Source organism: Actinokineospora iranica, assembly GCF_900101685.1.
GTDB lineage: Bacteria > Actinomycetota > Actinomycetes > Mycobacteriales > Pseudonocardiaceae > Actinokineospora > Actinokineospora iranica.
The window spans coordinates 39,885-64,431 of the sequence record NZ_FMZZ01000003.1 but is presented as its reverse complement, the minus strand read 5'-3'; the positions used below and the strand labels follow the sequence as shown (position 1 = coordinate 64,431).

At 70.0% G+C, this 24,547-nt stretch carries 23 protein-coding genes; 11 read left to right on the top strand and 12 right to left on the bottom strand.

What is annotated here, in order from left to right; genetic code table 11:
* Window positions 1-3: 3 nt before the first annotated feature.
* The gene (locus tag BLS56_RS08175) at window positions 4-462 is read right to left on the bottom strand and encodes a peroxiredoxin (protein WP_091449367.1); all 459 of its coding nucleotides are present in this window, start codon (window positions 460-462) and stop codon (window positions 4-6) included.
* A gap of 160 nt (window positions 463-622) precedes the next feature.
* Window positions 623-1,054, bottom strand: a complete 432-nt coding sequence (locus BLS56_RS08170) for a DUF3052 domain-containing protein (RefSeq protein WP_091449366.1) — start codon at window positions 1,052-1,054, stop codon at window positions 623-625.
* A gap of 300 nt (window positions 1,055-1,354) precedes the next feature.
* Here BLS56_RS08170 and aceE point away from each other — a divergent pair, with 300 nt between their 5' ends.
* Window positions 1,355-4,120, top strand: coding sequence for a pyruvate dehydrogenase (acetyl-transferring), homodimeric type (gene aceE, locus BLS56_RS08165; protein ID WP_175482735.1), 2,766 nt, complete (start codon window positions 1,355-1,357; stop codon window positions 4,118-4,120).
* A 65-nt stretch (window positions 4,121-4,185) separates the two neighbouring features.
* Here aceE and BLS56_RS08160 read toward each other — a convergent pair whose 3' ends face one another.
* Window positions 4,186-4,815 (bottom strand): nicotinamide mononucleotide transporter family protein, encoded by a 630-nt coding sequence (locus BLS56_RS08160; RefSeq protein ID WP_091449364.1) that lies wholly within the window; start codon window positions 4,813-4,815, stop codon window positions 4,186-4,188.
* An 889-nt stretch (window positions 4,816-5,704) separates the two neighbouring features.
* On the opposite strand from BLS56_RS08160, the gene BLS56_RS08155 reads away from it, so the two are divergent.
* From BLS56_RS08155 to BLS56_RS08130, 6 genes are all read left to right on the top strand, one after another.
* Window positions 5,705-6,901: a PucR family transcriptional regulator gene (locus BLS56_RS08155; protein WP_091449363.1), complete on the top strand. Its 1,197-nt coding sequence runs from the start codon at window positions 5,705-5,707 to the stop codon at window positions 6,899-6,901.
* A 162-nt stretch (window positions 6,902-7,063) separates the two neighbouring features.
* Window positions 7,064-7,987 (top strand): ACP S-malonyltransferase, encoded by a 924-nt coding sequence (locus tag BLS56_RS08150; protein WP_091449362.1) that lies wholly within the window; start codon window positions 7,064-7,066, stop codon window positions 7,985-7,987.
* The gene (locus tag BLS56_RS08145) at window positions 7,984-8,958 is read left to right on the top strand and encodes a beta-ketoacyl-ACP synthase III (RefSeq protein WP_091449361.1); all 975 of its coding nucleotides are present in this window, start codon (window positions 7,984-7,986) and stop codon (window positions 8,956-8,958) included. Before BLS56_RS08150 ends, BLS56_RS08145 begins: the two co-directional genes overlap by 4 nt.
* A gap of 68 nt (window positions 8,959-9,026) precedes the next feature.
* A complete protein-coding gene (locus BLS56_RS08140; RefSeq protein WP_091449360.1) occupies window positions 9,027-9,278 on the top strand; it encodes an acyl carrier protein in 252 nt (83 codons plus the stop codon).
* 62 nt (window positions 9,279-9,340) lie between these two features.
* A complete protein-coding gene (locus BLS56_RS08135) occupies window positions 9,341-10,588 on the top strand; it encodes a beta-ketoacyl-[acyl-carrier-protein] synthase family protein (RefSeq protein WP_091449359.1) in 1,248 nt (415 codons plus the stop codon).
* A 38-nt stretch (window positions 10,589-10,626) separates the two neighbouring features.
* Complete coding sequence (locus BLS56_RS08130; protein WP_091449358.1) at window positions 10,627-12,063, top strand: acyl-CoA carboxylase subunit beta; 1,437 nt, start codon at window positions 10,627-10,629, stop codon at window positions 12,061-12,063.
* A gap of 1 nt (window position 12,064) precedes the next feature.
* Here BLS56_RS08130 and BLS56_RS08125 read toward each other — a convergent pair whose 3' ends face one another.
* Window positions 12,065-12,652, bottom strand: a complete 588-nt coding sequence (locus BLS56_RS08125; protein ID WP_091449357.1) for a hypothetical protein — start codon at window positions 12,650-12,652, stop codon at window positions 12,065-12,067.
* 308 nt (window positions 12,653-12,960) lie between these two features.
* Window positions 12,961-13,464, bottom strand: coding sequence for a DUF3145 domain-containing protein (locus BLS56_RS08120; RefSeq protein ID WP_091449356.1), 504 nt, complete (start codon window positions 13,462-13,464; stop codon window positions 12,961-12,963).
* A 375-nt stretch (window positions 13,465-13,839) separates the two neighbouring features.
* On the opposite strand from BLS56_RS08120, the gene BLS56_RS08115 reads away from it, so the two are divergent.
* Window positions 13,840-15,117 carry a hypothetical protein gene (locus tag BLS56_RS08115; RefSeq protein ID WP_091449659.1) on the top strand — a complete coding sequence of 426 codons (1,278 nt, stop codon included), beginning with the start codon at window positions 13,840-13,842 and terminating at the stop codon, window positions 15,115-15,117.
* Here BLS56_RS08115 and BLS56_RS08110 read toward each other — a convergent pair whose 3' ends face one another.
* Window positions 15,118-16,131, bottom strand: coding sequence for a 1-aminocyclopropane-1-carboxylate deaminase/D-cysteine desulfhydrase (locus tag BLS56_RS08110; RefSeq protein WP_091449355.1), 1,014 nt, complete (start codon window positions 16,129-16,131; stop codon window positions 15,118-15,120).
* Window positions 16,132-16,586: 455 nt separating this feature from the next.
* Here BLS56_RS08110 and BLS56_RS08105 point away from each other — a divergent pair, with 455 nt between their 5' ends.
* Window positions 16,587-16,928 (top strand): histone-like nucleoid-structuring protein Lsr2, encoded by a 342-nt coding sequence (locus tag BLS56_RS08105; protein ID WP_091449354.1) that lies wholly within the window; start codon window positions 16,587-16,589, stop codon window positions 16,926-16,928.
* Here the strand turns inward: BLS56_RS08105 and BLS56_RS08100 are convergent.
* The 6 genes from BLS56_RS08100 to BLS56_RS08075 all read right to left on the bottom strand — a co-directional run bounded on the left by BLS56_RS08100 (window position 16,900) and on the right by BLS56_RS08075 (window position 22,159).
* Entirely contained in the window at window positions 16,900-17,799 is a 900-nt protein-coding gene (locus BLS56_RS08100; protein WP_091449353.1) for an oxygenase MpaB family protein, read from the bottom strand. The two genes, BLS56_RS08105 and BLS56_RS08100, sit on opposite strands and share 29 nt — an antisense overlap.
* Window positions 17,800-18,231: 432 nt before the next feature.
* Complete coding sequence (locus tag BLS56_RS08095) at window positions 18,232-18,642, bottom strand: glyoxalase superfamily protein (protein WP_091449352.1); 411 nt, start codon at window positions 18,640-18,642, stop codon at window positions 18,232-18,234.
* Window positions 18,643-18,660: 18 nt separating this feature from the next.
* A complete protein-coding gene (locus BLS56_RS08090; RefSeq protein WP_091449351.1) occupies window positions 18,661-20,049 on the bottom strand; it encodes an NAD(P)(+) transhydrogenase (Re/Si-specific) subunit beta in 1,389 nt (462 codons plus the stop codon).
* Entirely contained in the window at window positions 20,046-20,354 is a 309-nt protein-coding gene (locus tag BLS56_RS08085; protein WP_091449350.1) for an NAD(P) transhydrogenase subunit alpha, read from the bottom strand. The genes BLS56_RS08090 and BLS56_RS08085 overlap by 4 nt, the downstream gene beginning before the upstream one ends.
* The gene (locus BLS56_RS08080; RefSeq protein WP_091449349.1) at window positions 20,355-21,452 is read right to left on the bottom strand and encodes an NAD(P) transhydrogenase subunit alpha; all 1,098 of its coding nucleotides are present in this window, start codon (window positions 21,450-21,452) and stop codon (window positions 20,355-20,357) included. It lies immediately after the preceding gene.
* 68 nt (window positions 21,453-21,520) lie between these two features.
* Window positions 21,521-22,159 (bottom strand): TetR family transcriptional regulator, encoded by a 639-nt coding sequence (locus tag BLS56_RS08075; protein WP_091449348.1) that lies wholly within the window; start codon window positions 22,157-22,159, stop codon window positions 21,521-21,523.
* Window positions 22,160-22,297: 138 nt separating this feature from the next.
* On the opposite strand from BLS56_RS08075, the gene BLS56_RS08070 reads away from it, so the two are divergent.
* Window positions 22,298-23,392 carry a ferredoxin reductase gene (locus BLS56_RS08070; RefSeq protein WP_324187503.1) on the top strand — a complete coding sequence of 365 codons (1,095 nt, stop codon included), beginning with the start codon at window positions 22,298-22,300 and terminating at the stop codon, window positions 23,390-23,392.
* Between the two features lie 20 nt (window positions 23,393-23,412).
* Window positions 23,413-24,540 carry a fatty acid desaturase family protein gene (locus BLS56_RS08065; protein ID WP_091449347.1) on the top strand — a complete coding sequence of 376 codons (1,128 nt, stop codon included), beginning with the start codon at window positions 23,413-23,415 and terminating at the stop codon, window positions 24,538-24,540.
* Window positions 24,541-24,547: the final 7 nt, after the last annotated feature.

The following is a 24,547-nucleotide window of genomic DNA, read 5'->3' as shown; positions in this document are numbered from 1 at the left end:
GGGTCAGAGCGTGGTGACCGCCTTCTTCCACGCGTCCTGGTCGCGGGCTTCGCCGGGGGCGTTGATCTCGGCGAAGCGGACGGTGCCGGTGGTGTCGATCAGGAAGGTGCCGCGGTTGGCCAGGCCCGCCGCCTCGTTGAAGACGCCGTAGGTGGTGGCGACGGCGCCGTGCGGCCAGAAGTCCGACAGCAGGGGGAACGTGTAGCCCTGCTGCTCCGCCCACGCCTTGAGGCTGAACGGGGTGTCCACCGAGACGCCGATGACCTGGACGTTGTGGTCGGTGTACTCGGCGATCTCGTCGCGGACCTGGCACAGCTCGCCCTGGCAGATGCCGCTGAACGCGAACGGGTAGAACACCAGCAGCACGTTCTTCTCGCCCTGGAACTGGGAGAGCGTGACCGGCTGCTTGTTGTAGTCGTTGAGCGTGAAGTCCGGAGCCTTCGAACCGACCTCGACCGCCATACCCGGTTTCCTCCTGGATGCGGGCGCGCAACCGCGCCGAGACTGACTGTGGAGCCCTGCCTGTGGGCTATCGGAGCCCTGCCTGTGGGCTATCGGAGCCCTGCCTGTGCACAGCCTAAGCCACCCGGACGGGTCCTCGCCCGGGTGTTCGGCCTGTGGGCTAACGCTTGGTCTTCACCGACTTCGGTGAAACCAGCCGAGTGCCGGACCAGTCGTCTCCGACGCTGACGCTGGAGGTCTGGGCGAGCCCCGCTGTGGGCCCCGCCTCGGCGATTTCGCTGGGTTCGACGTAGCCGGGGCGGCCCGTCTTCGGGGTCAGGACCCAGATCACGCCGTTGTCGGCGAGTGGGCCGATCGCGTCCATCAGCGCGTCGACCAGGTCCCCGTCGCCCTCGCGCCACCACAGCAGCACGACGTCGACGACCTCGTCGGCGTCCTCATCGAGGAGATCGGAGCCGATGCGCTCCTCGATGGCGGCGCGGAGGTCGTCGTCGACGTCCTCGTCCCAGCCGATCTCCTGGACAATGGTGCCCTCGTCAATCCCCAGCATGTCGGCGACGCCGGCGTTCCCGGCGTCTCCCGCGGCCACCACGGTGTCACTCCTCCAGTTGTGCTTCGTCGCGGTGGTCCGGGCCCTTCCTCAGGTCCTTCGGCCGCGTCTTCCCTGTTCGGTTAGGCGATAGCGAACACTGACAGTGGCCACCTGCGCAACCGTCTGCTGTCCGACACGCCGTGTCCCGGTCCGGTGCGGACCGTCCGAGGGTCCCAACATACCCGTACTGACCAGTAACGATGACGTCAGCGTCGATTCAGACGAACATGGCAGAGTGTCACCCGCCCGCGTGTTACCCACGCGCGCGAAATCCGACCTCGACCCAGGCTGGAGCTCCAGTTGGCCACCCAGAACAGCAGGCCCGCACCCGAGCGCGTTCGCGTCATCCGCGACGGCCTCGCCGCGCACCTGCCGGACATCGACCCGGAGGAGACAGCCGAATGGCTGGAGTCCTTCGACGCCGCGCTTTCGGGCGGCGGTCAGCAGCGTGCGCGCTACCTGATGCTGCGCTTGCTAGAGCGCGCCAGGGAACGGCACGTCGGCGTGCCCGCCCTGACCAGCACGGACTACGTCAACACCATCCCCACCGAGCGAGAGCCCTGGTTCCCGGGCGACGAGGAGGTGGAGCGCCGCTACCGGGCCTGGATCAGGTGGAACGCGGCGATGACGGTGCACCGGGCGCAGCGCCCCGGCGTCGGTGTCGGCGGCCACATCTCGACGTACGCGTCGTCGGCCGCGCTCTACGAGGTCGGGTTCAACTGGTTCTTCCGCGGTAAGAACCACCCGGGCGGGGGGGACCAGATTTACGTGCAGGGGCACGCGTCCCCCGGCATCTACGCGCGCGCGTTCCTGGAGGGCAGGCTCTCCACGGCGCAGCTCGACGGCTTCCGCCAGGAGTTCTCGCACGCTGGCCCCGGCGGCGGCCTGCCGTCCTACCCGCACCCGCGCCTGATGCCCGACTTCTGGGAGTTCCCCACGGTCTCCATGGGCCTGGGGCCGATGAACGCCATCTACCAGGCCCGGTTCAACCGCTACCTGCACGACCGGGGCATCGCCGACACCGCGGACAAGCGCGTGTGGGCGTTCCTCGGCGACGGCGAGATGGACGAGCCGGAGTCGCGCGGCCTCATCCACGTCGCGGCCAACGAGCAGCTCGACAACCTGACCTTCGTCATCAACTGCAACCTGCAGCGGCTCGACGGCCCGGTCCGGGGCAACGGCAAGATCATCCAGGAGCTGGAGGCGTTCTTCCGCGGCGCGGGCTGGAACGTCATCAAGGTCATCTGGGGCCGCGAGTGGGACGGGCTGCTGCACGCCGACCGCGACGGCGCCCTGGTCAACCTGATGAACACCACCCCCGACGGCGACTACCAGACCTACAAGGCCAACGACGGCGCGTTCGTCCGCGAGCACTTCTTCGGCCGGGACCCGAGGACCAAGGAGCTCGTCGCCCCGATGAGCGACCAGGAGATCTGGAACCTCAAGCGCGGCGGCCACGACTACCGCAAGGTCTACGCGGCCTACCAGGCGGCCACCGAGCACCACGGCCAGCCGACGGTGATCCTGGCGAAGACGATCAAGGGCTACAACCTCGGCCCGCACTTCGAGGCGCGCAACGCCACGCACCAGATGAAGAAGATGACCCTGGACGACCTCAAGCTGTTCCGGGACACCCTGCGCGTGCCGATCAGCGACGCCGACCTGGAGAAGGACCCGTACCTGCCGCCGTACTACCACCCCGGCCAGGACGCCCCGGAGATCCAGTACCTGCAGGAGCGGCGCCGCCAGCTCGGCGGCTACCTGCCGGAGCGGCGGACGAAGGCCAAGGCGCTGGTGCTGCCTGGCGACAAGGTCTACGACGTTCTCAAGCGCGGCTCCGGCAAGCAGGAGGTCGCCACCACCATGGCGTTCGTCCGGCTGGTGCGCGACCTGGCCAAGGACTCCGAGATCGGGCCGAGGCTGGTGCCGATCATCCCGGACGAGGCGCGCACGTTCGGCATGGACTCGATGTTCCCGACGCAGAAGATCTACAACCCGCAGGGGCAGCTCTACACGTCCGTGGACGCCTCGCTGATGCTCTCGTACAAGGAGAGCGAGCAGGGCCAGATCCTGCACGAGGGCATCAACGAGGCCGGGTCGACCGCGTCGTTCACCGCGGCGGGCACCTCGTACGCCACGCACGGCGAGCCGATGATCCCGATCTACATCTTCTACTCGATGTTCGGCTTCCAGCGCACCGGCGACGGCCTGTGGGCCGCCGCCGACCAGATGGCCCGCGGCTTCATCCTCGGCGCCACCGCTGGCCGCACGACGCTGACCGGCGAGGGCCTGCAACACAACGACGGGCACTCGCTGCTGCTGGCCGCGACGAACCCGGCCGTGGTGGCCTACGACGCGGCGTGGTCGTTCGAGATCGCGCACATCGTCAAGGACGGCCTGCGCCGCATGTACGGCGAGCAGTCCGAGGACGTCTTCTACTACCTGACGGTCTACAACGACCCGTACCAGCAGCCAGCCGAGCCCGACAACCTCGACGTCGAGGGCCTGCTGCGCGGCCTCTACCGGTACCAGGAGGGCCCGGGGACCGACGGCCCGCGCGCTCAGGTGCTGGTCTCGGGCGTGGCGATGCCGTGGGCGCTCAAGGCGCAGCGGCTGCTCGCGGAGGAATGGGGCGTCGGGGCCGACGTGTGGTCGGCGACGTCCTGGGCTGAGCTGCGCCGCGAGGCCGTGGACATCGAGCGGCACAACCTGCTGCACCCGGAAGCCGAGCCGAGGGTCCCGTACGTGACCTCGGTCCTGGCCGACGCGCCCGGCCCGGTGGTGGCGGTGTCGGACTGGATGCGCGCCGTGCCCGACCTCATCCGCCCGTGGGTGCCGACCGACATGCTGACCCTGGGCACCGACGGCTTCGGCTTCTCCGACACCCGCCCGGCCGCCCGCAGGCACTTCCTGGTCGACGCCGAGTCGATCACGGTCGGCGTGCTGGCCGCGCTGGCCAAGCGCGGCGAGGTCTCCCAGGACAAGGTGGTCGAAGCGGCCCGCAAGTACCGCATCGACGACGTGACGGCGGCAGGCCCGCAGACCTCCGACCCCGGCTCGGCCTGATCCCTCACTGAGCGTCCAGAACGGCGTGGCCGGGAGCGAAGTGCGCTCCCGACCACGCCGTCGCGCTATCCGGCCGAGGAAACCGCCGCGCGCTGCCGCCGCGCAGAGCGGAACCAGCTCACCCAGCCGTAGACCACCAACCCGGCGAACACGGTGTAGACGATCGCGCTGAACCACAGCCCCGACCGAAGCTGCAACGGCACCCCGATCGCGTCGACCACCAACCACACCAGCCAGAACTCGACCAACCCCCACGCCTGCAACCCGAACGCCAGCACCGTGCCCACGAAGATCGCCGCGTCCGGCCACGGCGCCCACGACGCGTCCAGCGCGTCCAACGCCAACGCGAACCCCACCGTCCCCACCACGAACGCCACCGCCACGGCGACAAGCTCACCCGGCGTCCCCCGCCGCACCGCCACCCCGAACACCGGATCGCGCCGCCGAGCCCAAGCCCACCACCCGTACACCGCGATCACCCCCACCACCAACTGCCGAACCGCCAGCCCCCCAAGATGCGCGGAGAGATAAACGACAAACAGCAACACAACGGACACCAACTGAACCGGCCACGTCCACAACGTCCGCCGCTGCGCCAAAAACACCACAGCCAACGCCAAAACCTGCCCGAACAACTCCGCATAGGCGATCCGCTGCCCGAACAACATGACCGAGTTCTCCAGCAACACCCGCACCCGCGTCCTCCTCCACCCCAGGCACCGCAGAACACCCGAACAACGACGAAACCCGCGCCCCGCCGCACGTTCCCACTCGTCCCCCAACCCACCACCCCACCCCTTTGTTCCACCCCCATTCCCCAGCCATGCCACGAAAGGGGGAACAACCCCATCTCGCCTGGCATCCCAGCCCCCCACGATCCATAGTGGAATCACCGGTGGGGACCGGGGAGATGGGCCGCCCGGCATCGAGCGCACCGAACATGCCGGGCGGCCCGCCCGATTCGCCCTTACCTGCTCGCGGAAATCGCTCGCCGGGGGGATCGGGCGGCTTAGCCTCTGGGGGGCGACCCCCCAGACCCCCACGGTGCGTTCTCTCTCGAACCAGCTGTGCCCCCGGTCCGTAGCGGTGGGGGCCTGCGGGGTTCTCTTCCGAAGCAACCGTGCCCTGTCCGTAGCGGTGGGGTGGCTGCGGGGTTTTTTCTTCCGAACCAGCTGTGCCCTGACCAGCCGTGCCCTGTCCGCATTGGTGGGGTGGCTGCGGTGGGGGTTTTCTTGAAACCGGCCGCCCACCTGCGTGCTTGATCGGGTGGACTGGCTTGATGTGGGGAAGGGCGACCGTAAACTTGCCGTGGTCGTGGGGGCGAAGCCTCCCCACCCAGCTTTTCCCACGACGGTCGCCCGGGGGGACCCACATCAAGCCAGTCCACCCGATCAAGCCCCGCCCCGCGAAAGCCGGTCAAGGGCATGTGGGGAAGTCCCGCCCAGCAAAGCTGGTCAGGGACATGCGGGAAGCCCCGCCCCACGAAAACCGGTCAAGGGCATGTGGGGAAGGCCCAGCCCGAGGCTGAGTTACCGGCCCCAACTCACCTGTTTGCCTCCTGGGGTGGCGTGGGATTGTGGGGGGATGAGTGGGTCGTCGTCGGGGTCGGGTGGGTTGTCCTTGGGGACGTTGGATGCTGTGGGGCGGGCGTCGGGGAAGTTGGCCGCGGCGGCGGTGGCGGCTATGGACGAGCAGTTCGCGTGGTTTGGGCGGATGCCCGCGGATCAGCGGGCGTCCGTTTTGCTGGTGGCGCAGAACGGGGTTGCCGGGTTCACGGCCTGGTTGCGGGACCCCCGGGAGGCGTTGCGGATGACGACCGACACGTTTCGGGGGGCGCCGCGGGATCTGTCGCGGTGGATCAGTCTGCGGCAGACCGTGGAGATGGTTCGGGTGTCGTTGCAGGTGTTCGAGCGGATGGTGCCCGATTTGGCCGCCGACGAGGCTGAGCGGGCGGTGTTGTCCGAGGCCGTGTTGCGGTACGGGCGGGAAGTGGCGTTCGCGTCGGCTATGTCGTACGCGTCGGCCGCTGAGGCGCGGGGGGCGTGGGACGCGCGGCTGGAGGCGCTGGTCGTCGACGGGATCGTGCGTGGGGACGCTGAGGAGTCGCTGCTGTCGCGGGCGGCGGCGCTCGGGTGGGACCCGGCGGCGCAGGCGACCGTGCTGGTGGGGAATCCGCCGTCGGACGACCCGCCGACCGTGCTGTACGAGGTGCGGAGCCGGGCCGCGCGGCTGGGGCGGCCGGTGCTGCTGGGCGTGCAGGGGTCGCGGCTGGTGGTGGTGCTCGCCGGGCCGACCGAGGACGCCGTGGAACACGAGGCGATGGCGAAGATGGCCGAGGCGTTCGGCGCGGGGGCCGTGGTGGCCGGGCCGACGATGCCGAGTATCGCCGAGGCGCACCGCAGTTCCGCCGACGCGCTTTCCGGTTTGCGCGCGGTCGTGGCCTGGCCGGAGGCGCCGCGGCCGGTGCGGTCATCCGATTTGCTGCCCGAGCGGGCGCTCGCGGGCGACCCGGAAGCCGAGTGGCAGCTCATCGACCGGGTCGCGCGGCCGCTGGAGGAGTCGGGCGGGGCGCTGCAGGAAACCGTTGAGGCGTACTTGGGCGCCGGTGGGGTTTTGGAGACCTGCGCGCGGCAACTCTTCGTCCACCCGAACACCGTGCGGTACCGGTTGCGCAAGGTCACCGAGCTGACCGGGCGGAACCCGAGCGACCCCCGCGACGCCTTGGTGCTGCGGATCGCGCTCGCCGTCGGGCGGCTCTCCCGGTCCCGCGGGCTCTGGTAACCGCAGGCAACCGGTCGGTAGCGCGCGCCACAACGCACAACGAATTGCCGCCCGCAGCGTTCATTCCCCGGTAACTTTTGTAGGTATCCTACAAACGACGGGCTACTACTTGGTGAGCGGCCACATGCGCGCCGATGACCGAAACCGTGTTCAGTTGACGCTGTGATCGCACTCCTCGCCCCTGGCCAGGGTTCCCAGGCCCCCGGAATGCTCGCGCCCTGGCTGGAACTCCCCGGCGCGGCCGAGCGCCTGGCGGGCTTCTCCGAGGTGGCCGGGCTGGACCTGGCCCGGCTGGGCACCACGGCCGACGCGGACGAGATCAAGGACACCGCGATCACCCAGCCGCTGATCGTCGCGGCCACCCTGCTGGCCTTCGAGGAGCTGGCCCGCCGGGTCGAGATCCCCGCCGACGCCGTCGTCGCGGGTCACTCGATCGGTGAGTTCGCCGCCGCCGCCCTGGCAGGCGCGCTGACGGCGGAGGACGCGCTGGCGCTCGCCGCGGTGCGCGGCCGGGAGATGGCCGCCGCCTGCGAGCTTGAGCCCACCGGCATGGCCGCCATCGTCCGCGGCACGGAAGCGGACATCCTCGCCCGTCTGGACGAACTCGGCCTGGTCGCGGCGAACCGCAACGGCGCGGGGCAGATCGTCGCCGCCGGCTCGCGTTCGGCGTTGGAGAAGCTGGCCGCCGAACCGCCTGCCGGGGCCAAGGCGATCGCCCTCAAGGTCGCGGGCGCGTTCCACACCCACTACATGGCCCCTGCCCAGGACGCCCTGCGCGCCCACGCCGCCACCTTGGCCGCTCCGGCGGACCCCGCCCGCACCCTGCTGTCCAACGCCGACGGCGCGGTGGTCGGCTCCGGCGCCGAGGTGCTCGACCGGCTCATCGAGCAGGTCACCAGCCCGGTGCGCTGGGACCGCTGCATGGCCACGATGGCCGAGCGGGGCGTCGAGGCGGTAGTCGAGTTCCCCCCGGCGGGTGCTCTTGTCGGGCTGGCCAAGCGCGAACTGAAGGGCACCCCCACCGTGGCCCTGAAGACCCCCGCGGACCTGGACACGGTGATCGCACTGATCGGGAGCGCCGAATGACCACGCTGCACCTGGCCCAAGGGGCGAAGGCGAGCCGCATCCTCGGGGTCGGCTCGTTCCAGCCGGAGCGCGTCGTCACCAACGACGAGCTGTCCCAGCGGATCGACACCACCGACCAGTGGATTCGCGAGCGGGTCGGCATCGCCGAGCGCCGGTACGCCGCCAAGGACGAGCGGCTGGTCGACATGGCGGTCATCGCGGGCTCCAAGGCGCTGGCCGACGCGGGCCTGTCGCCGTCCGATGTGGACACCGTCATCCTGGCGAACTGCACCATGCCCACCCCGATCCCCAACGGCGCGGCGCAGGTCGCCGACCGCATCGGGGTCAAGGCGGCTGGCGCGTTCGACCTCAACGCCGCCTGCGCGGGCTTCTGCTACGCCCTGGGCACCGCGTCCGACCTGGTGCGCTCCGGCTCGGCCGGGCGGGTGCTGGTGATCGGCGCGGAGAAGCTGACCGACTGGGTCGACCAGGACGACCGGGCCAACGCGATCATCTTCGCCGACGGCGCAGGCTCGGCTGTGGTCGGCCCGGCCGAGACCCCGGGCATCGGGCCGGTGGTCTGGGGCAGCGCAGGCGACCTGGTCGACATGATCTACATGCGCGACGACAAGTGGATTTACCAGGAGGGCCAGTCGGTGTTCCGGTGGGCCACCACGCAGATCGCGCCGATCGCGCTGCGTGCGCTCAAGGCAGCGGGAATCACCCCGTCCGATGTGGACGTGCTCATCCCGCACCAGGCGAACCTGCGTATCGTCGAGTCGATCGCGAAAAAGCTTCGGGCGAACGGGGCGCGCGAGGACATGGTGGTCGCCGACGACATCGTGCACTCCGGCAACACCTCGTCCGCCTCGATTCCGATGGCGATGGACCACATGCGCGCGGCTGGCCGGATCAAGCCCGGCGACGTCGCGGTGCTGGTGGGGTTCGGTGCGGGCCTGTCCTACGCGGGACAGGTCGTGATCTGCCCCTGAGCTAGCCCCAGGGGAGCAAGACCCGGCGGGTGCGGTACCGGCCGGTTGGACTAGGAAGGACATCTGGCATGTCGGAGAAGCCCAGCGACGCCGAGATCCTCAAGGGACTCGCCGATATCGTCGAAGAGGTCGCCGGTGTCGCGACCGACGACGTGACGACCGAGAAGTCCTTCGTGGACGACCTCGACATCGACTCCCTGTCGATGGTCGAGATCGCGGTGCAGGCCGAGGACAAGTTCGGCGTGAAGATCCCCGACGACGAGCTGGCCAACCTCAAGACGGTCGGCGACGCCGTCAACTACATCGCGAAGAACGTCTGACCCACCGCGTTCACCCCCTCCCCCGGCCAGCCATCCATTCACCCGCTCGCGAAGGAAACCCCATGAGCAACGTCGATGTCGTCATCACCGGGCTGGGCGCCACCACGCCGCTCGGCGGTGACGTCTCGTCCACCTGGGATGCCCTGCTCGCCGGTCAGAACGGCATCCGGCGCAACGACAAAGAGTGGGTCGAGCGCTTCGACCTGCCCGCGCGCCTGGCCGCGACGCTGGCCGTCGAGCCGACCGAGGTCCTGCCCAGGGTGCAGGCCCGCAGGCTCGACCGGTGTGAGCAGATCGCGCTGATCGCCGCACGGGAGGCCTGGGCGGACGCCGGGTTCGACCTGCCCACCGACGAGCACGAGTCGGTGGACCCGGAACGGCTCGGCGTCAGCATCGGCACCGGAATCGGCGGCCCGGTGACCCTGCTCGACCAGGACGACATCCTGGAGCAGCAGGGGTTGCGCAAGGTCTCGCCGCTGACGGTGCCGATGCTGATGCCCAACGGCCCCGCCGCGCACGTCGGCATCGAACTGCGGGCGCGGGCCGGGGTGCACTCCCCGGCGTCGGCCTGCGCTTCCGGCGCGGAAGGCCTGGCCAACGCCTGGCAGATGATCCAGAACGGCCGCGCCGACGTCGTCGTCGCCGGTGGCGCCGAGGCGTGCATCCACCCGATCACCGTGGCCGGTTTCTGCCAGTCGCGGACCCTGAGCACCCGCAACGACGAGCCGGAGCGCGCGTCGCGCCCGTTCGACGCCGACCGGGACGGCTTCGTCCTCGGCGAGGGCGCGGGCGCCCTCGTGCTCGAGCGCGCCGACCACGCCGCCGCGCGCGGCGCGCGGATCTACGGCAGGCTCGCCGGATACGGCATCACCTCCGACGCCCACCACATCACCGGGAACCACCCCGAGGGCGTCGGCCAGATCCGGGCCATCGAGAACGCGGTGCGCACCGCTGGCCTGACCGCGGCCGACATCGGCCACGTCAACGCGCACGCCACCTCCACCGTCGTCGGCGACATCGGTGAGGCGGCGGCGATCCGCAAGGCGCTCGGCGACCACGTGGTGCTGACCGCGCCGAAGGCCTCGATGGGCCACCTGGTCGGCGGCGCGGGCGCCGTCGAGAGCATCGTGACGCTGCTGTCGATCTACTACGGCGTCATTCCGGCCACCCGAAACCTGGAGAACGTCGACCCGCGAGTCGGTCTCGACGTGGTGACCGGTGAGCCCCGCAAGATCGAGTTGGCCGCAGCCGTCAATGACTCGTTCGGCTTCGGCGGCCACAACGTCGCCCTGGTCTTCACCTCGGCCTGACCACAAGTCGGCTGTGCCGTAACCCGGAGGAGCACTCGATGACCGCCTTGGCCACCCGTCCGAACGACGGCAAACGCGAACTCGACCCGCGTGAGCCGGAAGTCCGGCTAGCCCAGTTGCTCGACGCGAACTCAGCCGCGCCGCTGCATCCCGCCGACTCCAGCGGCGTGTACGCCGTGCGCGGCCGGATCGACGGGGTCAAGGTGATCGCCTACTGCACCGACGCCACGAAGATGGGCGGCGCGATGGGCGTCGAGGGGTGCAGGCACATCGTCGAGGCCATCGACACCGCGCTGCGCGAGCGGTGCCCGGTGATCGGCGTGTGGCACTGCGGCGGCGCGCGGCTGGCCGAGGGCGTCGAGTCGCTGGACGCGGTCGGCAACGTGTTCGCCGCGATGATCCGCGCTTCCGGGCGGGTCCCGCAGATCAGCGTGGTCGTCGGCCCTGCGGCCGGTGGCGCGGCCTACGGGCCCGCGCTGACCGACGTGGTGATCATGTCCCCGGACGGCCGGGTGTTCGTGACCGGGCCGGACGTGGTGCGCAGCGTGACCGGCGAGCAGATCGACCAGGAAGGCCTCGGCGGCGCGGAGGCGCACGGCCGCAAGTCCGGTGTGGTGCACGTGCTCGCCACCGACGAGCCCGACGCGTACGTGCGGGCGCGGCGGATCACCAGCCTGTTCGCCAAGCCCGGCCTGTTCGACCTGCACGCGGTGCGCGAGGAGCGGGCGATCCGCGACCTGCTGCCCGCGCAGCCGAACCGGGCCTACGACGTCAAGCCGGTGCTGCGCCAGATCCTCGACACCGACGACAGCGGCGTCTCGCACTTCGAGGAACTCCAGGCGAAGTGGGCCCCGAACATCGTCGTGGGCCTGGGCAGACTCGGCGGCCGGACGGTCGGGGTCATCGCGAACAACCCGCTGCGCAAGGGCGGCTGCCTCGACTCGCTGTCCGCCGAGAAGGCGGCCAGGTTCGTCCGGATGTGCGACAGCTTCGGCGTGCCGCTGCTGGTGGTCGTGGACGTGCCCGGCTACCTCCCCGGCGTCGGCCAGGAGTGGGAAGGCGTGGTGCGGCGCGGCGCGAAACTGCTGCACGCGTTCGCCGAGGCCGTGGTGCCCCGGGTGACCCTGGTGACCCGCAAGTCCTACGGCGGCGCCTACATCGCCATGAACTCCCGCTCGCTCGGCGCCACGGCGGTCTTCGCGTGGCCGGAAGCCGAGGTCGCGGTCATGGGCGCCAAAGCGGCGGTCGGAATCCTGCACCGCAAGAAGCTCGCCGCCGCCCCCGAAGAGGAGCGCGAGGCCCTGCACGCCCGCCTGACCGCCGAACACGAGCGCATCGCGGGCGGTGTGGACCGGGCCATGGCCATCGGCGTGGTGGACGAGGTCATCGACCCCCGCCAGACCCGCCAGAAGCTCGCCGAAGCCCTCGCGGCCGCGCCTGCGGGCCGGGGCTCGCACGGGAACATCCCGCTCTGAGTCAGCAGCGGTCGTGCTGGGGGGAAGCCGCGGTGGGGCCTGCGTCGAGGCGCCATTCGCCGCCGGTGTAGGCCAACGGGAAGATCACGTTCCACCGAATGCAGTCGACCGGTAGTTCAAGCGGGGCATCGGCGACGTCCTGCTTGCTGACGAAGCGCAGCAGAACGCGGGCACTGTTTACCGGACCGGTCTCTATCCGGTAGACGACAATGCTGCCGTCCTGGGTCGAGCGGTACGCGGCCCGCCAGGTGGCTTCCGGCATGTCCTTCACCCGGTCATCGGTGACGGTCGTCTTCCAGCGCGCGTAGTTCTTGCCGTTGATGGCGTCGAAGTAGGTCTGCAGAAGCTGGCGGACGGTCTCGTAGAGCGGATGCTGGGTCGCGTCCTGGGTGGCGCGGACGTCGCGGGGGCCGGGCTGGGCGCTCGCGGGGAGGGCGCTCTCGCTGGGGAGGATCGGAGCGGGCGGGGGCCGGTCCGGGGCGGCGTAGAGGTCGCGGGCGAGCATTCCGGCTGCCGCGGTGACGATCACAGCCAGCAGGACGGCTGGGAGTAGCCAGCGGTGTGCTGATCCTCGGGCCCCTTCGCGCACGAGGTCAGGGTGCCATAGGGCTGCTGGTTTGGGGCGTGGCTGTGGTGGTCGGCTCGGTGGCTGGGTCTCGTGGGTTAGCTCGGCGAGCGTAGGTGCGGCCTGGCAGGAGGTCAGGTTCGCTGCCCGCCCCAGTTCGCAGCCCCACGGCCCCCACCGCAAAGCCCGCCCTCCCTGGGGGACCGTCCCAGATCCATCCTATCGCCGCAGGTCAGCGCATGGGAAGAGACGCTGCCGCGCCTGTGGATAACTCGCGATCATGGTTTGGGTGGCTGGTGGAAGGCAGGCGCGGCTAGCTGTCCGAGGAAAGATCAGCCGACGCGGTGTAGCCAGGTGACGGGGGCTCCGTCGCCTGCTCGGCGGTAGGGCTCCAGGGCTTCATCCCATGAGGCGCCGAGGAGTTCGTCGATCTTGAAGGCGAAGGAGTCGCCGCCGCGGGCTGTGGTGGCCACGGCTCGTAGTTGGTCCTCGCCGACGACTATGTCGCCGTTGGCGCTTGTGCGCGCGTGCCAGAGGCCAAGGGTGGGGGCGTAGCAGAATCTTTCGCCGTCCACGCCGGGGCTGGGTTCCTCGGTGACCTCGAAGCGGATCATCGGCCACGCTCGGAGCGCGCCCGCGAGTTTGCCGCCCGTGCCCGCGTCGCCAGTCCACGCGCATTCGGCGCGCAACTGACCCGGGGCCGCGGGCTGCGCGGTCCAGCGTAGCTCGGCACGCACCCCGAGGGTGCCCGAAATCGCCCACTCGACGTGCGGACATACCGCAGACGGCGACGAGTGGACGTACACCACGCCTTGGGTGTTTCCACGGGTGCTCACTGCTGACCTCCGCTGCTCGACGAGGATCGTCTTCCCCTACGTCCATCGCGATCAACGGGAGTCTGGTCACACATGGTATTCCCGCGCTCATTCTGCCCTGCTACCGGACACTTTGGCCACACGAACCACGAAAACAACGTGTGCCCCAGGCATTTCACACAGACCAACCGGCGTGTCCCGCGCGCGACCAGCATCGACGAGCGACAGCACCACAAGGTGGCACCCCTCTAACGGGGGACCCTCATTGTGGTCACGAATTCGATCTTCGGACACGCCGTGCGAGGTCAGCGGGGCCGGTGGAGATCCATGCCGATAGCGTGGTACCCGACGGCCGGGTCCTTCGAGGTCCGGCCGTGAGTCGGGTGGAGGTGCGTGGTGCGGGTGGTCCGGGTCGATGACACGACCGCTGCGGTGGGCAAGGATCTGCGGGCCGCCCTGGTTTCCTGGGGACGCGGGGACACCGTGGCGGGCGGGGTCGCCCTGCTCGGTGTCCGGCCGCCGGGCTGTCCCCAGGTTCTCGACGCGGTCCTCGTGCTGCCGCGCGGGATTCTCGTCGTCGTCTGCGTCGACCTGCCGGACCCGGCGATGCGCCTGGACGCGCCGCTGTCGGAGCAGTGGAAGACCGACGGCTGGCCGCTGGTGAGCAGCGGCGGGCCGGTGAACCCCGCGGTGGACGCGCTGGCGGCCAGCGCCGCGGTCGCCGAGCGGCTGGCGGCAGAGCGGGTCGAGCCGCTGCCGGTCGGCACGGTGGTGGCGGTGGGGCCTTATGTGTCACAGGTCTCGCAGCCCAGCGCCGACTTGGTGCGCGGCGTCCGCATCCTGCACCCGGAGCCGATGACGCTGCTGACCGCCGCGCGTGAGTTGGCCACCCACGGCCGCGCCTGCCCGGTGGGCGAGTTGCGGCGGATCTTGGCCGCGCTGCACCCGGGCCTGGTGGTGGACGAGACCGAACTGCTCGCCGAGGGCTTCCCGGACGGGTTCTCCGCCGCCGCCGCTGCCGAGAGCACGACCGTCATCCCCCGGATCACCGGCGGCTCGCATGTCCCGCCCGTGCCGCGGAAAGCCTCGGGCAAGCTGAAATGGCTGCCGATCGTCGCCGCGGCGCTGGTGGCCGTGCTGCTGATCACCGGCATCGTGGTGGCGGTCAACTCGGCAGGCGACCCGCAGGCGCAGTCGCCCGGCCCGTCGAGCACCCGGACCGCCGAGATCCCGATCGAGGGAACCACGTTCACGCCCAAGGGGGCCGCCGAGCACCCGGACTGCGCCACGCACGCGTTCGGCGACGTGCGCGCCTGGCTGGAGAAGAACGGCTGCGCGCGGCTGATCCGGGCCCGGTTCGAGGTCGCCGACGGCGGGCGTCAGGCCGCGGTGCTGGTGGCGGTGCTGCGGTTCACCGGTAGCTCGTTGGCGACGGAGTTGCGCGCTGTCGCCGACAAGCCGGGCAGCGGCGGGATCGTCGACCAGGCCGCCGAGGGCGTGCCGTGGCCTGGCGACCGGAAACCGAAGTTCGAGTCCGCGGCATATGTCAGCGGGCGTGAGGGCAACAGCGTGAAGCTCGTCCAGGCGGTGTGGCTGGACGGCTCGTCCCGGCCGGACGACGAGGCGTTGAAGCGGATCGCGGGGCGGGCGTTGCAGCTTTCCCCGGCGGGCTGATCAGCGCTCGGCCTCGGCGGGGAAGTCCGGGGCGTAGGCGAACAGGCCGGGCAGGCCGCCGGTGTGCAGGAACACGACTGTCTCGCCTGCGGTGATCTCGCCGGTCCTGGCCATGTCCACCAGACAGGCGGCGGCCTTGCCGGTGTAGACCGGGTCGAGGGTGATCCCCTCGGTGCGGGCGAACAGGCGCACCGCGTCCCAGAGCGCGGCGGTGGGCACGCCGTAGCCGGGGCCGACGGCGCGGTCATCGGTGCGCACGTGGGTGAGCGCTGGCGTGTCCCGGCCCAGGAGCGCGGCGGACTCGGCGGCGAGGCGGCGGATATCGGCCAGCGACTCGGCCGCGGTGTGCGACACGCAGGCCCCGTCCACCCGGGTGGGCCGGTCCAGGAGCGCGACGCCGAGAGCGACGCCCGCCGCCGTGCCCGCGCTGCCGACGGGGACCACGATCCGGTCCGGGGTGATCCGCAGACCGTCCAATTGGGTGAACATCTCGGCGGTGGCGGCGACGTAGCCCAGGACGCCCAGGGCGTTGGAGCCGCCGACCGGCAACGTCACGGCCTTCCGCCCTTCGGCGGCGGCGCTGTCTACCGCGCGCCGGTAGGCGTCCTCGGCTTGCCGGTCGTCGTCGCACAGGTGGACGGTCGCGCCATAGAGGTGGTCGAGGGCCAGGTTTCCGGAGCGCTGGTAAGCGTCACTCGTTCGAGCGACTTCGCGGGTGAGGATCAGCTCACACCGCAGGCCCAGTCGGGCGCAGGCGGCGGCTGTCTGCCTGCCGTGGTTGGTCTGCACCGCGCCGAAGGTGATCACGGTGTCGGCCCCGTCGGCGAGCGCCGCGCCCAGCAGCGGCTCCAGTTTGCGCAGCTTGTTGCCGCCGACGCCCAGGCCGCTGACGTCGTCGCGCTTGACCAGCACGCGGATTCCGCCCAGCGCGGCGCCCAGTCGGGGGCAGTCGTCGAGCGGGGTCGGCCAATGGCCGAGCGGGACGCGCGGGAAGGCGGAGAGATCGACAGTCATGCCGCACACCGTAACGTTATGGGCGGTCTGAGCGACAAGGCGGATTCCGTACAACGGGTTATATCCGGACAAGGACGCGACTCGCTCTCACATCGACGGCGCGACTACTGTCCGGCTTAGGAAGCCGAGTGGGCAATTTAACGGGGAAGGCACACCATGGAAATGCACCAAGATTCCGCCAGAAGCCGCTGACCTGCGGATACAGGATCAAGCACACCCCGGATGACGCGCCGGAGGGCACCCCGAAGCCGTCGCATTCTCGCTAGGGCGTGACCTGGGTCCTACTATGTCGGAATATCGGGTCCGCGCCACACCGGACCGCCTCGCGGGATCGGCGAGGCGATGCCGATACGCTTCGTCTCGATCGGTTCGGAAATACCCGGCCGAGGCCGGGACACCGTTCGCCAATGCGTCGGACCCGAGCAGGAAACCACTCTCATCACGCGGAGGAAACCGTGGCGCAGAAGACCGTTGTCGAGCTCGTCGACGACCTCGACGGTGGGCAGGCTGACGAGACCGTCGCCTTCGCCCTCGACGGCGTGGACTTCCTGATCGATCTGTCGAGCGAGAACGCCGCCCGGCTGCGCGGGTCGCTGGCCGAGTTCATCGGCCGCGCGCGCCGGTCCGGTGGCCGCAAGAAGGTCGGCGTCGGGGCGGCGCGCAACGGCGCGGCGAACGACCGGGCCGACAACCAGGCGATCCGGGAGTGGGCCCGCAACCAGGGCGAGGCCGTCGCCGAGCGCGGCCGCATCCCGCAGGCGCTGGTGATCAAGTTTCAGGAAGCCCACCGGGGCTGACCCCCGGCAGTCGTGCGGCGGACGGCGCGGCCCACGCGCCGAGCCGCCGCACGGCCGCGACCGGCGCGGGCTCGACACCGCGCGCGATCCGGAAACCGCCCGGCACCCGCAGGGCGGCCGAGCGGAACGCCCTGACCGCCGCCGTGGTCACCGGCGCGGGATAGGCGCGGCGACCGTAGAGGCGCCGCGCCCACGCGGGCAGCAGCGAGTAGGACAGGTGCCCGACTGTCGGCTCGTAGAGGCGCGCGCCCACGGCCAGCAACCCGGACACGGGCGGGCGGTGCAGGAAGTCGTAGATCACGTCGGCGTCCGCTGTCCGGCGCAGGGTGGGATAGACCTGACGCAGGTAAGCGGTCATCTCCGCGACCGACCCCGGGACGCCCTCCGGCGAGAGCCCGACCAAGGCGGCGCTGGTGCGCTGCTCGCGGAAGTAGCGGTCGGCGTGGGCTTGGGTCAACGGGAATCCGGCCCGGCAGACAGCGGACAGGAACGACGCGACCTCCGCGCAGTGGACCCAGAGCAGCAGGTCAGGGTCATCGATGCGGAAGACCTCACCGGTGTCGCGGTCGTGCGCCCGCAAGGACCGGTGGACCCGTCTTACCCGCGCGGCGGCCTTGTGGGCGTCGGCGACTGTGCCGTAGGTGCTGATGCCGACGAAGTTCGCGGTCCTGACCAGCCTGCCGAGCGGATCGGCCCGAAAGTCCGAGTTCTGGGCGATGGCCGCGACCGCGCGGGGATGAAGGGCTTGCAAGTAGAGGCTGCGGATGCCGCCGAACCACATGGCCGGGTCGGCGTGCACCTGCCAGGTGACCGAATCCGGGCCGAAGAGACCGAGGTCATCGGCGTCGACCTGGACCGGTTCGCTACTCATAGCGCCAGTGTCACCCGGACGAGGGAGGGAGTACTACCGCCAAGTGTCATCTCGGGCGAGGAATGAACACCGTGGGCGAAGATGGGCGTAGCCACCCCGCGGCCCCCGCGACGGGTCCCGCCCTTGGGATCAGGGTTCGGTCGAAGTCGGTTCGCGCTCGATCCACAGGGGCTGTTCCCCATCCGAACACCGCGCGTCCCCGGTAGGCGAGAAGGCTGACAGCGGACACGCCCCAACCAGATTCACAAAGACCCGATTTCGCCCTTTTTGCCGCCCCACAGCCCCACAACAAAACCCCACCCACCCTGGGGGCTGACCCCGCTCCAGTCTATCGCCGCAGGTCAGCGGGAGGAAGAGGCGGCGGCGCGGCTGTGGATAACTCGCGATCATGAAACCCCGGAACGATCATGAAACCCGCGAATCGGGCGCGGCCTAGGGGCGGGAGGTGATTTGCTGGACTGCCCAGCCGTTGCCGTCGGGGTCGTCGAAGAAGATGAAGCCGGTGTTGTTCAGGTCGTCGTCTTCGCGGGCGGGGCGGAAGCCCTCGTGGCTGGCGAACAGGACCTCGCCGACGGCTACCCCGCGTTCCAGGAGTTGGGTGCGGGCGGCGCGGACGTCGTTGACCACCAGCTGCAAGCCGCTCAGCGAACCTGGGGCCATCTTCCCGACGCCCTTGCCGATGACGATCGAGCAGCCCGAGCCCGGTGGGGTGAGCTGCACGATGACCACGTCGCCGACGCGGGTGTCGTGGTCGACGGTGAAGCCCAGTCGGTCGGCGTAGAAGGCCTTGGCGCGGTCGACGTCCGAGACCGGCACGACGATCACTTCTAGGGTCCAGTTCACGCCACCAAGGTACGCGGGCTACAGGGCCTTGAGTTCCTCTGTCACCTCGGAGACCGAACTCTTCGCGTCGCCGAAGAGCATGGTGGTCTTCGGGGCGAAGTAGAGGGCGTTGTCGACGCCTGCGAAGCCGGTGGCCATGCCGCGTTTGAGGACGATGACCGACTGGCTTTCGTCCACGTTGAGGATGGGCATCCCGTAGATCGGGGAGTCGGGGTCGGTGCGGGCGGCCGGGTTGGTGACGTCGTTGGCTCCGATGACCATGGCGACGTCGGTGCGGGCGAACTCGCGGTTGATGTCGTCCATCTCTTTGAGCCGTTCGTAGGGGACGTCGGCCTCGGCGAGCAGGACGTTCATGTGGCCGGGCATCCGGCCCGCGACGGGGTGGATGGCGTAGTAGACGGTGACTCCCCTGTCCTCCAGCAGGTCCGCCATCTCCCGGACGGCGTGCTGGGCCTGGGCGACCGCCATGCCGTAGCCGGGCACGATGATCACCTGGTTGGCGAACGCCAGTTGGATCGCGGCGTCGGCGGCGCTGGTGCGGCGCACGGACCGGTCCCCGTCGACCGCCAGCGCGGTTCCGGAGCCGCCGCCGAAGCCGCCCGCGACGATCGCGGGGATGGTGCGGTTCATGGCCTTGGCCATGAGGTTGGTCAGGATCGTGCCGGACGCGCCGACGATCATGCCTGCGACGATCAGGGCCGTGTTGTCCAGCGCCAGGCCCATCGCGGCGGCGCTCAGGCCGGTCAGCGCGTTGAGCAGCGAGATCACCACGGGCATGTCCGCGCCGCCGATGGGCAGCACGACCAGCACGCCCAACGCCGCCGCGGAAACCAGCAACCCGGCGATCAGCCAGGACGAGTCCGCGCCCGCGACCACCGCCGCCGCGCACCCCACCGACACCAGCAACAGCGCCAAGTTCAGCGGCTGCTGGAGCTTCCCGACGCCGACAGGGCGGCTCGCCACAATCTCTTGGAGCTTGCCGTAGGCGACCAGGGAACCCCAGAACGACACCGAGCCGACGATCGCGGAGAACAGGCTCGCGACCGCGACATACGTCGGCTCGTGGGCGAATCCGGCGCTCTGCCGGAACTCCACCCAGGCGATCAGCGCGACCGCCCCGCCGCCGACGCCGTTGAACAGCGCCACCATCTGCGGCATCGCGGTCATCTTGACCCGCTTCGCCGCCGGAACGCCCGCCGCCGTGCCGATCGCGACGCCGAGCAGGATGAGCCACCAGTTGCCCATGCCGGGGGTCAGCAGCGTGGCGACGACCGCGACGCCCATGCCGGTCGCGGCGATCCAGTTGCCGCGCACCGCCGTTCGGGGGCCGGTGAGGCCCATCAGGCCGTAGATGAACAGGGCGAAGGCGACGATGTAGAGGAGCTGGATGAGGACGTCGCGGGTCATCGCTTCGTCCTATCTGGACTTATCCTATTAGGACGGTCCTTGAACATCCCCAGCATTCGGTCTGTCACCAGGAATCCGCCGACGACGTTGATCGTGCCGAACGTGATGGCGATCACCAGCAGGACCTTGTCGAGCGCGCTCTGCGCGCCCAGGCCCGCCACGATGAGCCCGCCCAGCAGCACGATTCCGTGGATGGCGTTGGTGCCCGACATCAGCGGGGTGTGCAAGGTGTTGGGCACCTTGGAGATCACGGCGAAGCCGACGAAGCCCGCGAGCACGAGCACTGCCAGGTTCTGGACCAGCATCTAGCTCTCCTTCCCGGTCACGCACGCGCCCGCGACGATCTCGTCGCCGAAGTCGACCGCGAGCGCCCCGGCGGGATCGGTCAGCAGTTCCAGCACCGCCTGCACGTTGCGCGCGTAAAGCTCGCTGGCGTGCTCGGGCATGGTGGCGGGCAGGTTCAGCGGGGCGCTGATCGTCACCGACTCCGCCACGACGACCTTGCCCGGCTCGCTCAGCTCGCAGTTGCCGCCCGCCTCGCCCGCGAGGTCGACCACGACACTGCCCGCGCGCATCCCGCGCACCGCGTCGGCGGTCACCAGGGTCGGGGCGCGGCGGCCGGGGACGAGCGCGGTGGTGATCACCGCGTCGAACCCGGTGATCGCCTTGCCGAGTTGGCGTTGCTGCTCGGCGCGTTCGGCGTCGGTGAGGGCGCGGGCGTAGCCGCCGGACCCGGCTGCTTCGATGCCATCGACACCGAGGTCGAGCCACTGCGCGCCGACCGAGCGGACCTGGTCGGCGACCTCGGGCCGCACGTCGTAGCCGGTGGTGCGGGCGCCGAGCCTGCGGGCGGTGGCAAGCGCTTGCAGTCCGGCGACTCCGACGCCGAGGACGAGGACCTTCGCGGGCGGCACGGTGCCAGCGGCGGTGGTGAGCATGGGGAAGAACCGGGTCAGGAGTTCGGCGGCGACCATGGCGGCGCGGTAGCCGGAAACCGTGGCCTGCGAGGACAGCGCGTCCATCGACTGCGCGCGGGAGATACGCGGGATGGCCTCCATGGCGAACCCGGTGACGCCCGCGTCGGCGAGCGCGCGGGCTTTCCCCGGGTCTGTCAGCGGCGTGAGGAAGCCGACGAAGAGCGCGCCCCGCCGCAGCCGGGCGATCTCCGGTGGGGATGGCGGCGCGACTTTGACCACGACGTCGGCCGACCACGGGTCGCCGAGCGTCGCTCCGGAGTGGACATACGCGGTGTCCGGAATGAGCGCGCCCGCGCCCGCTCCCGGCTCGACGACGACGGACAGGTTCCTGGCGCGCAGCCGCTCGACCACCTTCGGCACGAGGGCGACCCGCCGCTCGCCCTCGGAGGTCTCCCTCGGGACGCCCACGACTGTGTTGGCGGTCACAGTACAGTTGTACCATTTAAGCGGGTGAAGTGCGCAAGATCACAGTTGCCAATTTCGCGCGGTGAGGTCTATCGCGGGGTCGAGTGCCAGTGGACCATGCCGATCGCGATGAGCCGAAGCTGCCGTTCGGCCACGTCCACCACCTCGGCCAGCCCCTGCGGGTGCGGGCCGACCTCCAGCAGTGCCATGACGATCGAGAGCATCCCGGCGACCATCAGATCGGCGGCCATCCGCAGGTCGTCGGGGTCCCACTCGGCCATGCCGGGGAAGCGGGCGAGGTCGGTGGCCAGTTCGCTGCCCAGCAGGCGTAACTCGGTGGCGATGGCCCTGCGGACGTCGGCGACGCCGCCGTAGCGCTCGCGCACCAGGAACTGGAAGTGCGACTCGTGCTTGCGCACCTGGTCGACCAGGATCGCGACCGAGCCCGAGATGGCGTCGTCGGTGGGCTTGCGGCGGGCGTCGCGCAGCATCGCGCGCAGCGTGCGCATACTTTCCTCGGCTAGGGCGACGCCAAGCTCGTCCATCGAGGCGAAGTGGCGGTAGAACGCGGTCGGGACGATGCCGACCTCGCGGGTGACCTCGCGCAGGCTCAGGCTGGCCAGGCTGCCGTCCGCCAGCAGTCGCAGGGCGGCGTCGAGCAGCGCCTGCCGGGTCCGCAGCTTGCGCTCCTGCCGGGTGCCCAGCGACCCGGACGCGTCCCCAGTCATAAAGGTGAGCGTACTGGCGCTCTTCTTTTCATCAACTTTTCGCACTGTTTGTCACCTCACTGCCCCCCGGGTTGACAGCGGGCCGATTCCGCGCTGGACTTTCAGTGTACGCATGTTCACTGAACCAGGAGGAGCGCGGTGACCGCAGCTAAGAAGCGGAGGCCACGGTTCCCCGGGTTGCGCCTGCTGGAAGCCCTGGCTACGCCACACGGGATAGACCGATACCTCGAACTAGTGCACCCGATGCTGACGATTCGGGGGGTGCGCGGTGAGGTGACACGTGTGCACCGAACGACGGCGGACACGGTCACGCTGACCATCCGCCCGACCCGCCGCTGGGCGGGTTTCACCGCCGGGCAGTACGTGCGCGTGTCGGTCGACATCGACGGGGTGCGGCGCACCCGGTGCTACTCCCCCGCGACCTCGCAGCACACCCGGGGCCGGTTCGAGCTGACGATCAAGGCGCACGAGCAGGGCCTGGTCTCGCGGTGGCTGCACCGCAACGCGAAGCCCGGCCTGATCCTGCACCTGTCGCAGGCCGAAGGCGAGTTCACCCTCCCCGAGCGGCGCCCGGAGAAGGTCCTGCTGATCAGCGGCGGCAGCGGCATCACCCCGGTGCTGTCGATGCTGCGGACCCTGGCCGACGAGGGCCACACCGGCGAGGTCGTCTTCCTGCACTACGCCTACACCGAGGCCGACGTGCCCTGCCGCGCGGACCTGCTTGAGCTGACCGGGAAACACCCCAATCTGCGGCTCCTGCTGGCCTACACCGACGCCGACGACGGCGACCTGAGCGGCTTCTTCGACCACACGCACCTGCGCAAGGCCGCCCCGTGGCACGCCGAGGCGCACACCTACCTGTGCGGCCCGCCCGGCCTGATGGCGGGCGTGCGCGAGGTGTTCGCCGACCTCGGCCTGCTCGACCGGCTGCACACCGAGGACTTCGCCCCCGCGCCGATCACCGTCGACGCGGCCGACGCGACCGGCGATGTCACCTTCGTCCGCGCGGGCCGCGCCGCCCCCAACTCCGGGCAGACGCTGCTCGAGCAGGCCGAGGCCGCTGGGCTCACCCCGGACAACGGCTGCCGGATGGGCGTCTGCTTCACCTGCACCACCGTGAAAACCGCCGGATGCACCCGCGACGTGCGCAACGGCGAACTGTCGACCGACCCGGACGTGGAGATCCAACTCTGCGTGTCCGTGCCGGTCGGCGACGTCGCGATCGACCTGTGAACACCTCTGGGAGCAAACGCATGAGCCGCACCACCCCCACCCTGACCCCCGAGCAGTACGAGGAGCTTGGCCGCGACCTCGACGCGCTGCGCCAGCGAGTCCTCGACGACCTCGGCGAGGCGGACCGCAAGTACATCTACGACATCGTCAAGGTCCAGCGCGCGCTGGAGGTCGCTGGCCGCGGCCTGCTGTTCGCCGGGTTCTTCCCGCCCGCGTGGATCGCGGGCGTGACCGCGCTGTCGCTGTCGAAGATCCTCGACAACATGGAGATCGGCCACAACGTCATGCACGGCCAGTACGACTGGATGCGCGACCCGGCCATGAACTCCAAGATGTTCGAGTGGGACAACGTGGCGCCCGCGGAGAACTGGAAGCACTCGCACAACTACATCCACCACACCTACACCAACATCGTCGGCAAGGACCGCGACATCGGCTACGGCGTCCTGCGGATGGACGAGGGGCAGAAGTGGCGCCCATACTACCTGGGCAACCCGGCGTACGCGTTCGCGCTGATGCTGTTTTTCGAGTGGGGCGTCATGCTGCACGACATGGAAGTCGACCGGCTGATGTCCGGTGAGAAGAAGTGGTCGGAGACCGCCGGGGTGCGGCGGCGCATCTGGCACAAGAGCGTCAAGCAGGTCATCAAGGACTACGTGCTGTTCCCCGCGCTGACCGGCCCGCAGTTCGTCTCCACCCTGGTCGGCAACGCGGCGGCGAACCTCATCCGCAACGTGTGGGCGTTCAACATCATCTTCTGCGGGCACTTCCCCAACGGGGTGGAGACCTTCACCGAGGAAGAAACGAAGAACGAGACCCGCGGCCAGTGGTACTACCGGCAGATGCTCGGCTCGGCGAACATCTCCGGCAGCCCGCTGTTCCACATCATGTCGGGCAACCTGTCGCACCAGATCGAGCACCACCTGTTCCCCGACATCCCCGCGCGCCGCTACCCGGAGATCGCCCCCGAGGTCCGCGCGATCTGCGCCAAGTACGGCCTGCCTTACAACACCGGCGGCCTGACCAAGCAACTGCGGTCGGTCGCGAAGAAGATCTTCAAACTCGCCCTGCCGGACAACCTGCGCGGCAAGCCTGCACAGCCACCCGCCGGTACCGTCGGCAACGGTCGCGCACTGCGCGCGGCGTGAGGAAGGG

Bases quoted from the DNA above. Each gene is read 5' to 3' on its own strand.
- BLS56_RS08175 (WP_091449367.1), bottom strand. From the start codon at position 462: ATGGCGGTCGAGGTCGGTTCGAAGGCTCCGGACTTCACGCTCAACGAC.
- BLS56_RS08085 (WP_091449350.1), bottom strand. From the start codon at position 20,354: ATGCTGGTCCAGAACCTGGCAGTGCTCGTGCTCGCGGGCTTCGTCGGC.
- BLS56_RS08155 (WP_091449363.1), top strand. From the start codon at position 5,705: ATGAGTGGGTCGTCGTCGGGGTCGGGTGGGTTGTCCTTGGGGACGTTG.
- BLS56_RS08090 (WP_091449351.1), bottom strand. From the start codon at position 20,049: ATGACCCGCGACGTCCTCATCCAGCTCCTCTACATCGTCGCCTTCGCC.
- BLS56_RS08110 (WP_091449355.1), bottom strand. From the start codon at position 16,131: ATGACTGTCGATCTCTCCGCCTTCCCGCGCGTCCCGCTCGGCCATTGG.
- BLS56_RS08075 (WP_091449348.1), bottom strand. From the start codon at position 22,159: ATGACTGGGGACGCGTCCGGGTCGCTGGGCACCCGGCAGGAGCGCAAG.
- BLS56_RS08065 (WP_091449347.1), top strand. From the start codon at position 23,413: ATGAGCCGCACCACCCCCACCCTGACCCCCGAGCAGTACGAGGAGCTT.
- BLS56_RS08130 (WP_091449358.1), top strand. From the start codon at position 10,627: ATGACCGCCTTGGCCACCCGTCCGAACGACGGCAAACGCGAACTCGAC.
- BLS56_RS08100 (WP_091449353.1), bottom strand. From the start codon at position 17,799: ATGAGTAGCGAACCGGTCCAGGTCGACGCCGATGACCTCGGTCTCTTC.
- BLS56_RS08135 (WP_091449359.1), top strand. From the start codon at position 9,341: ATGAGCAACGTCGATGTCGTCATCACCGGGCTGGGCGCCACCACGCCG.
- BLS56_RS08145 (WP_091449361.1), top strand. From the start codon at position 7,984: ATGACCACGCTGCACCTGGCCCAAGGGGCGAAGGCGAGCCGCATCCTC.
- BLS56_RS08140 (WP_091449360.1), top strand. From the start codon at position 9,027: ATGTCGGAGAAGCCCAGCGACGCCGAGATCCTCAAGGGACTCGCCGAT.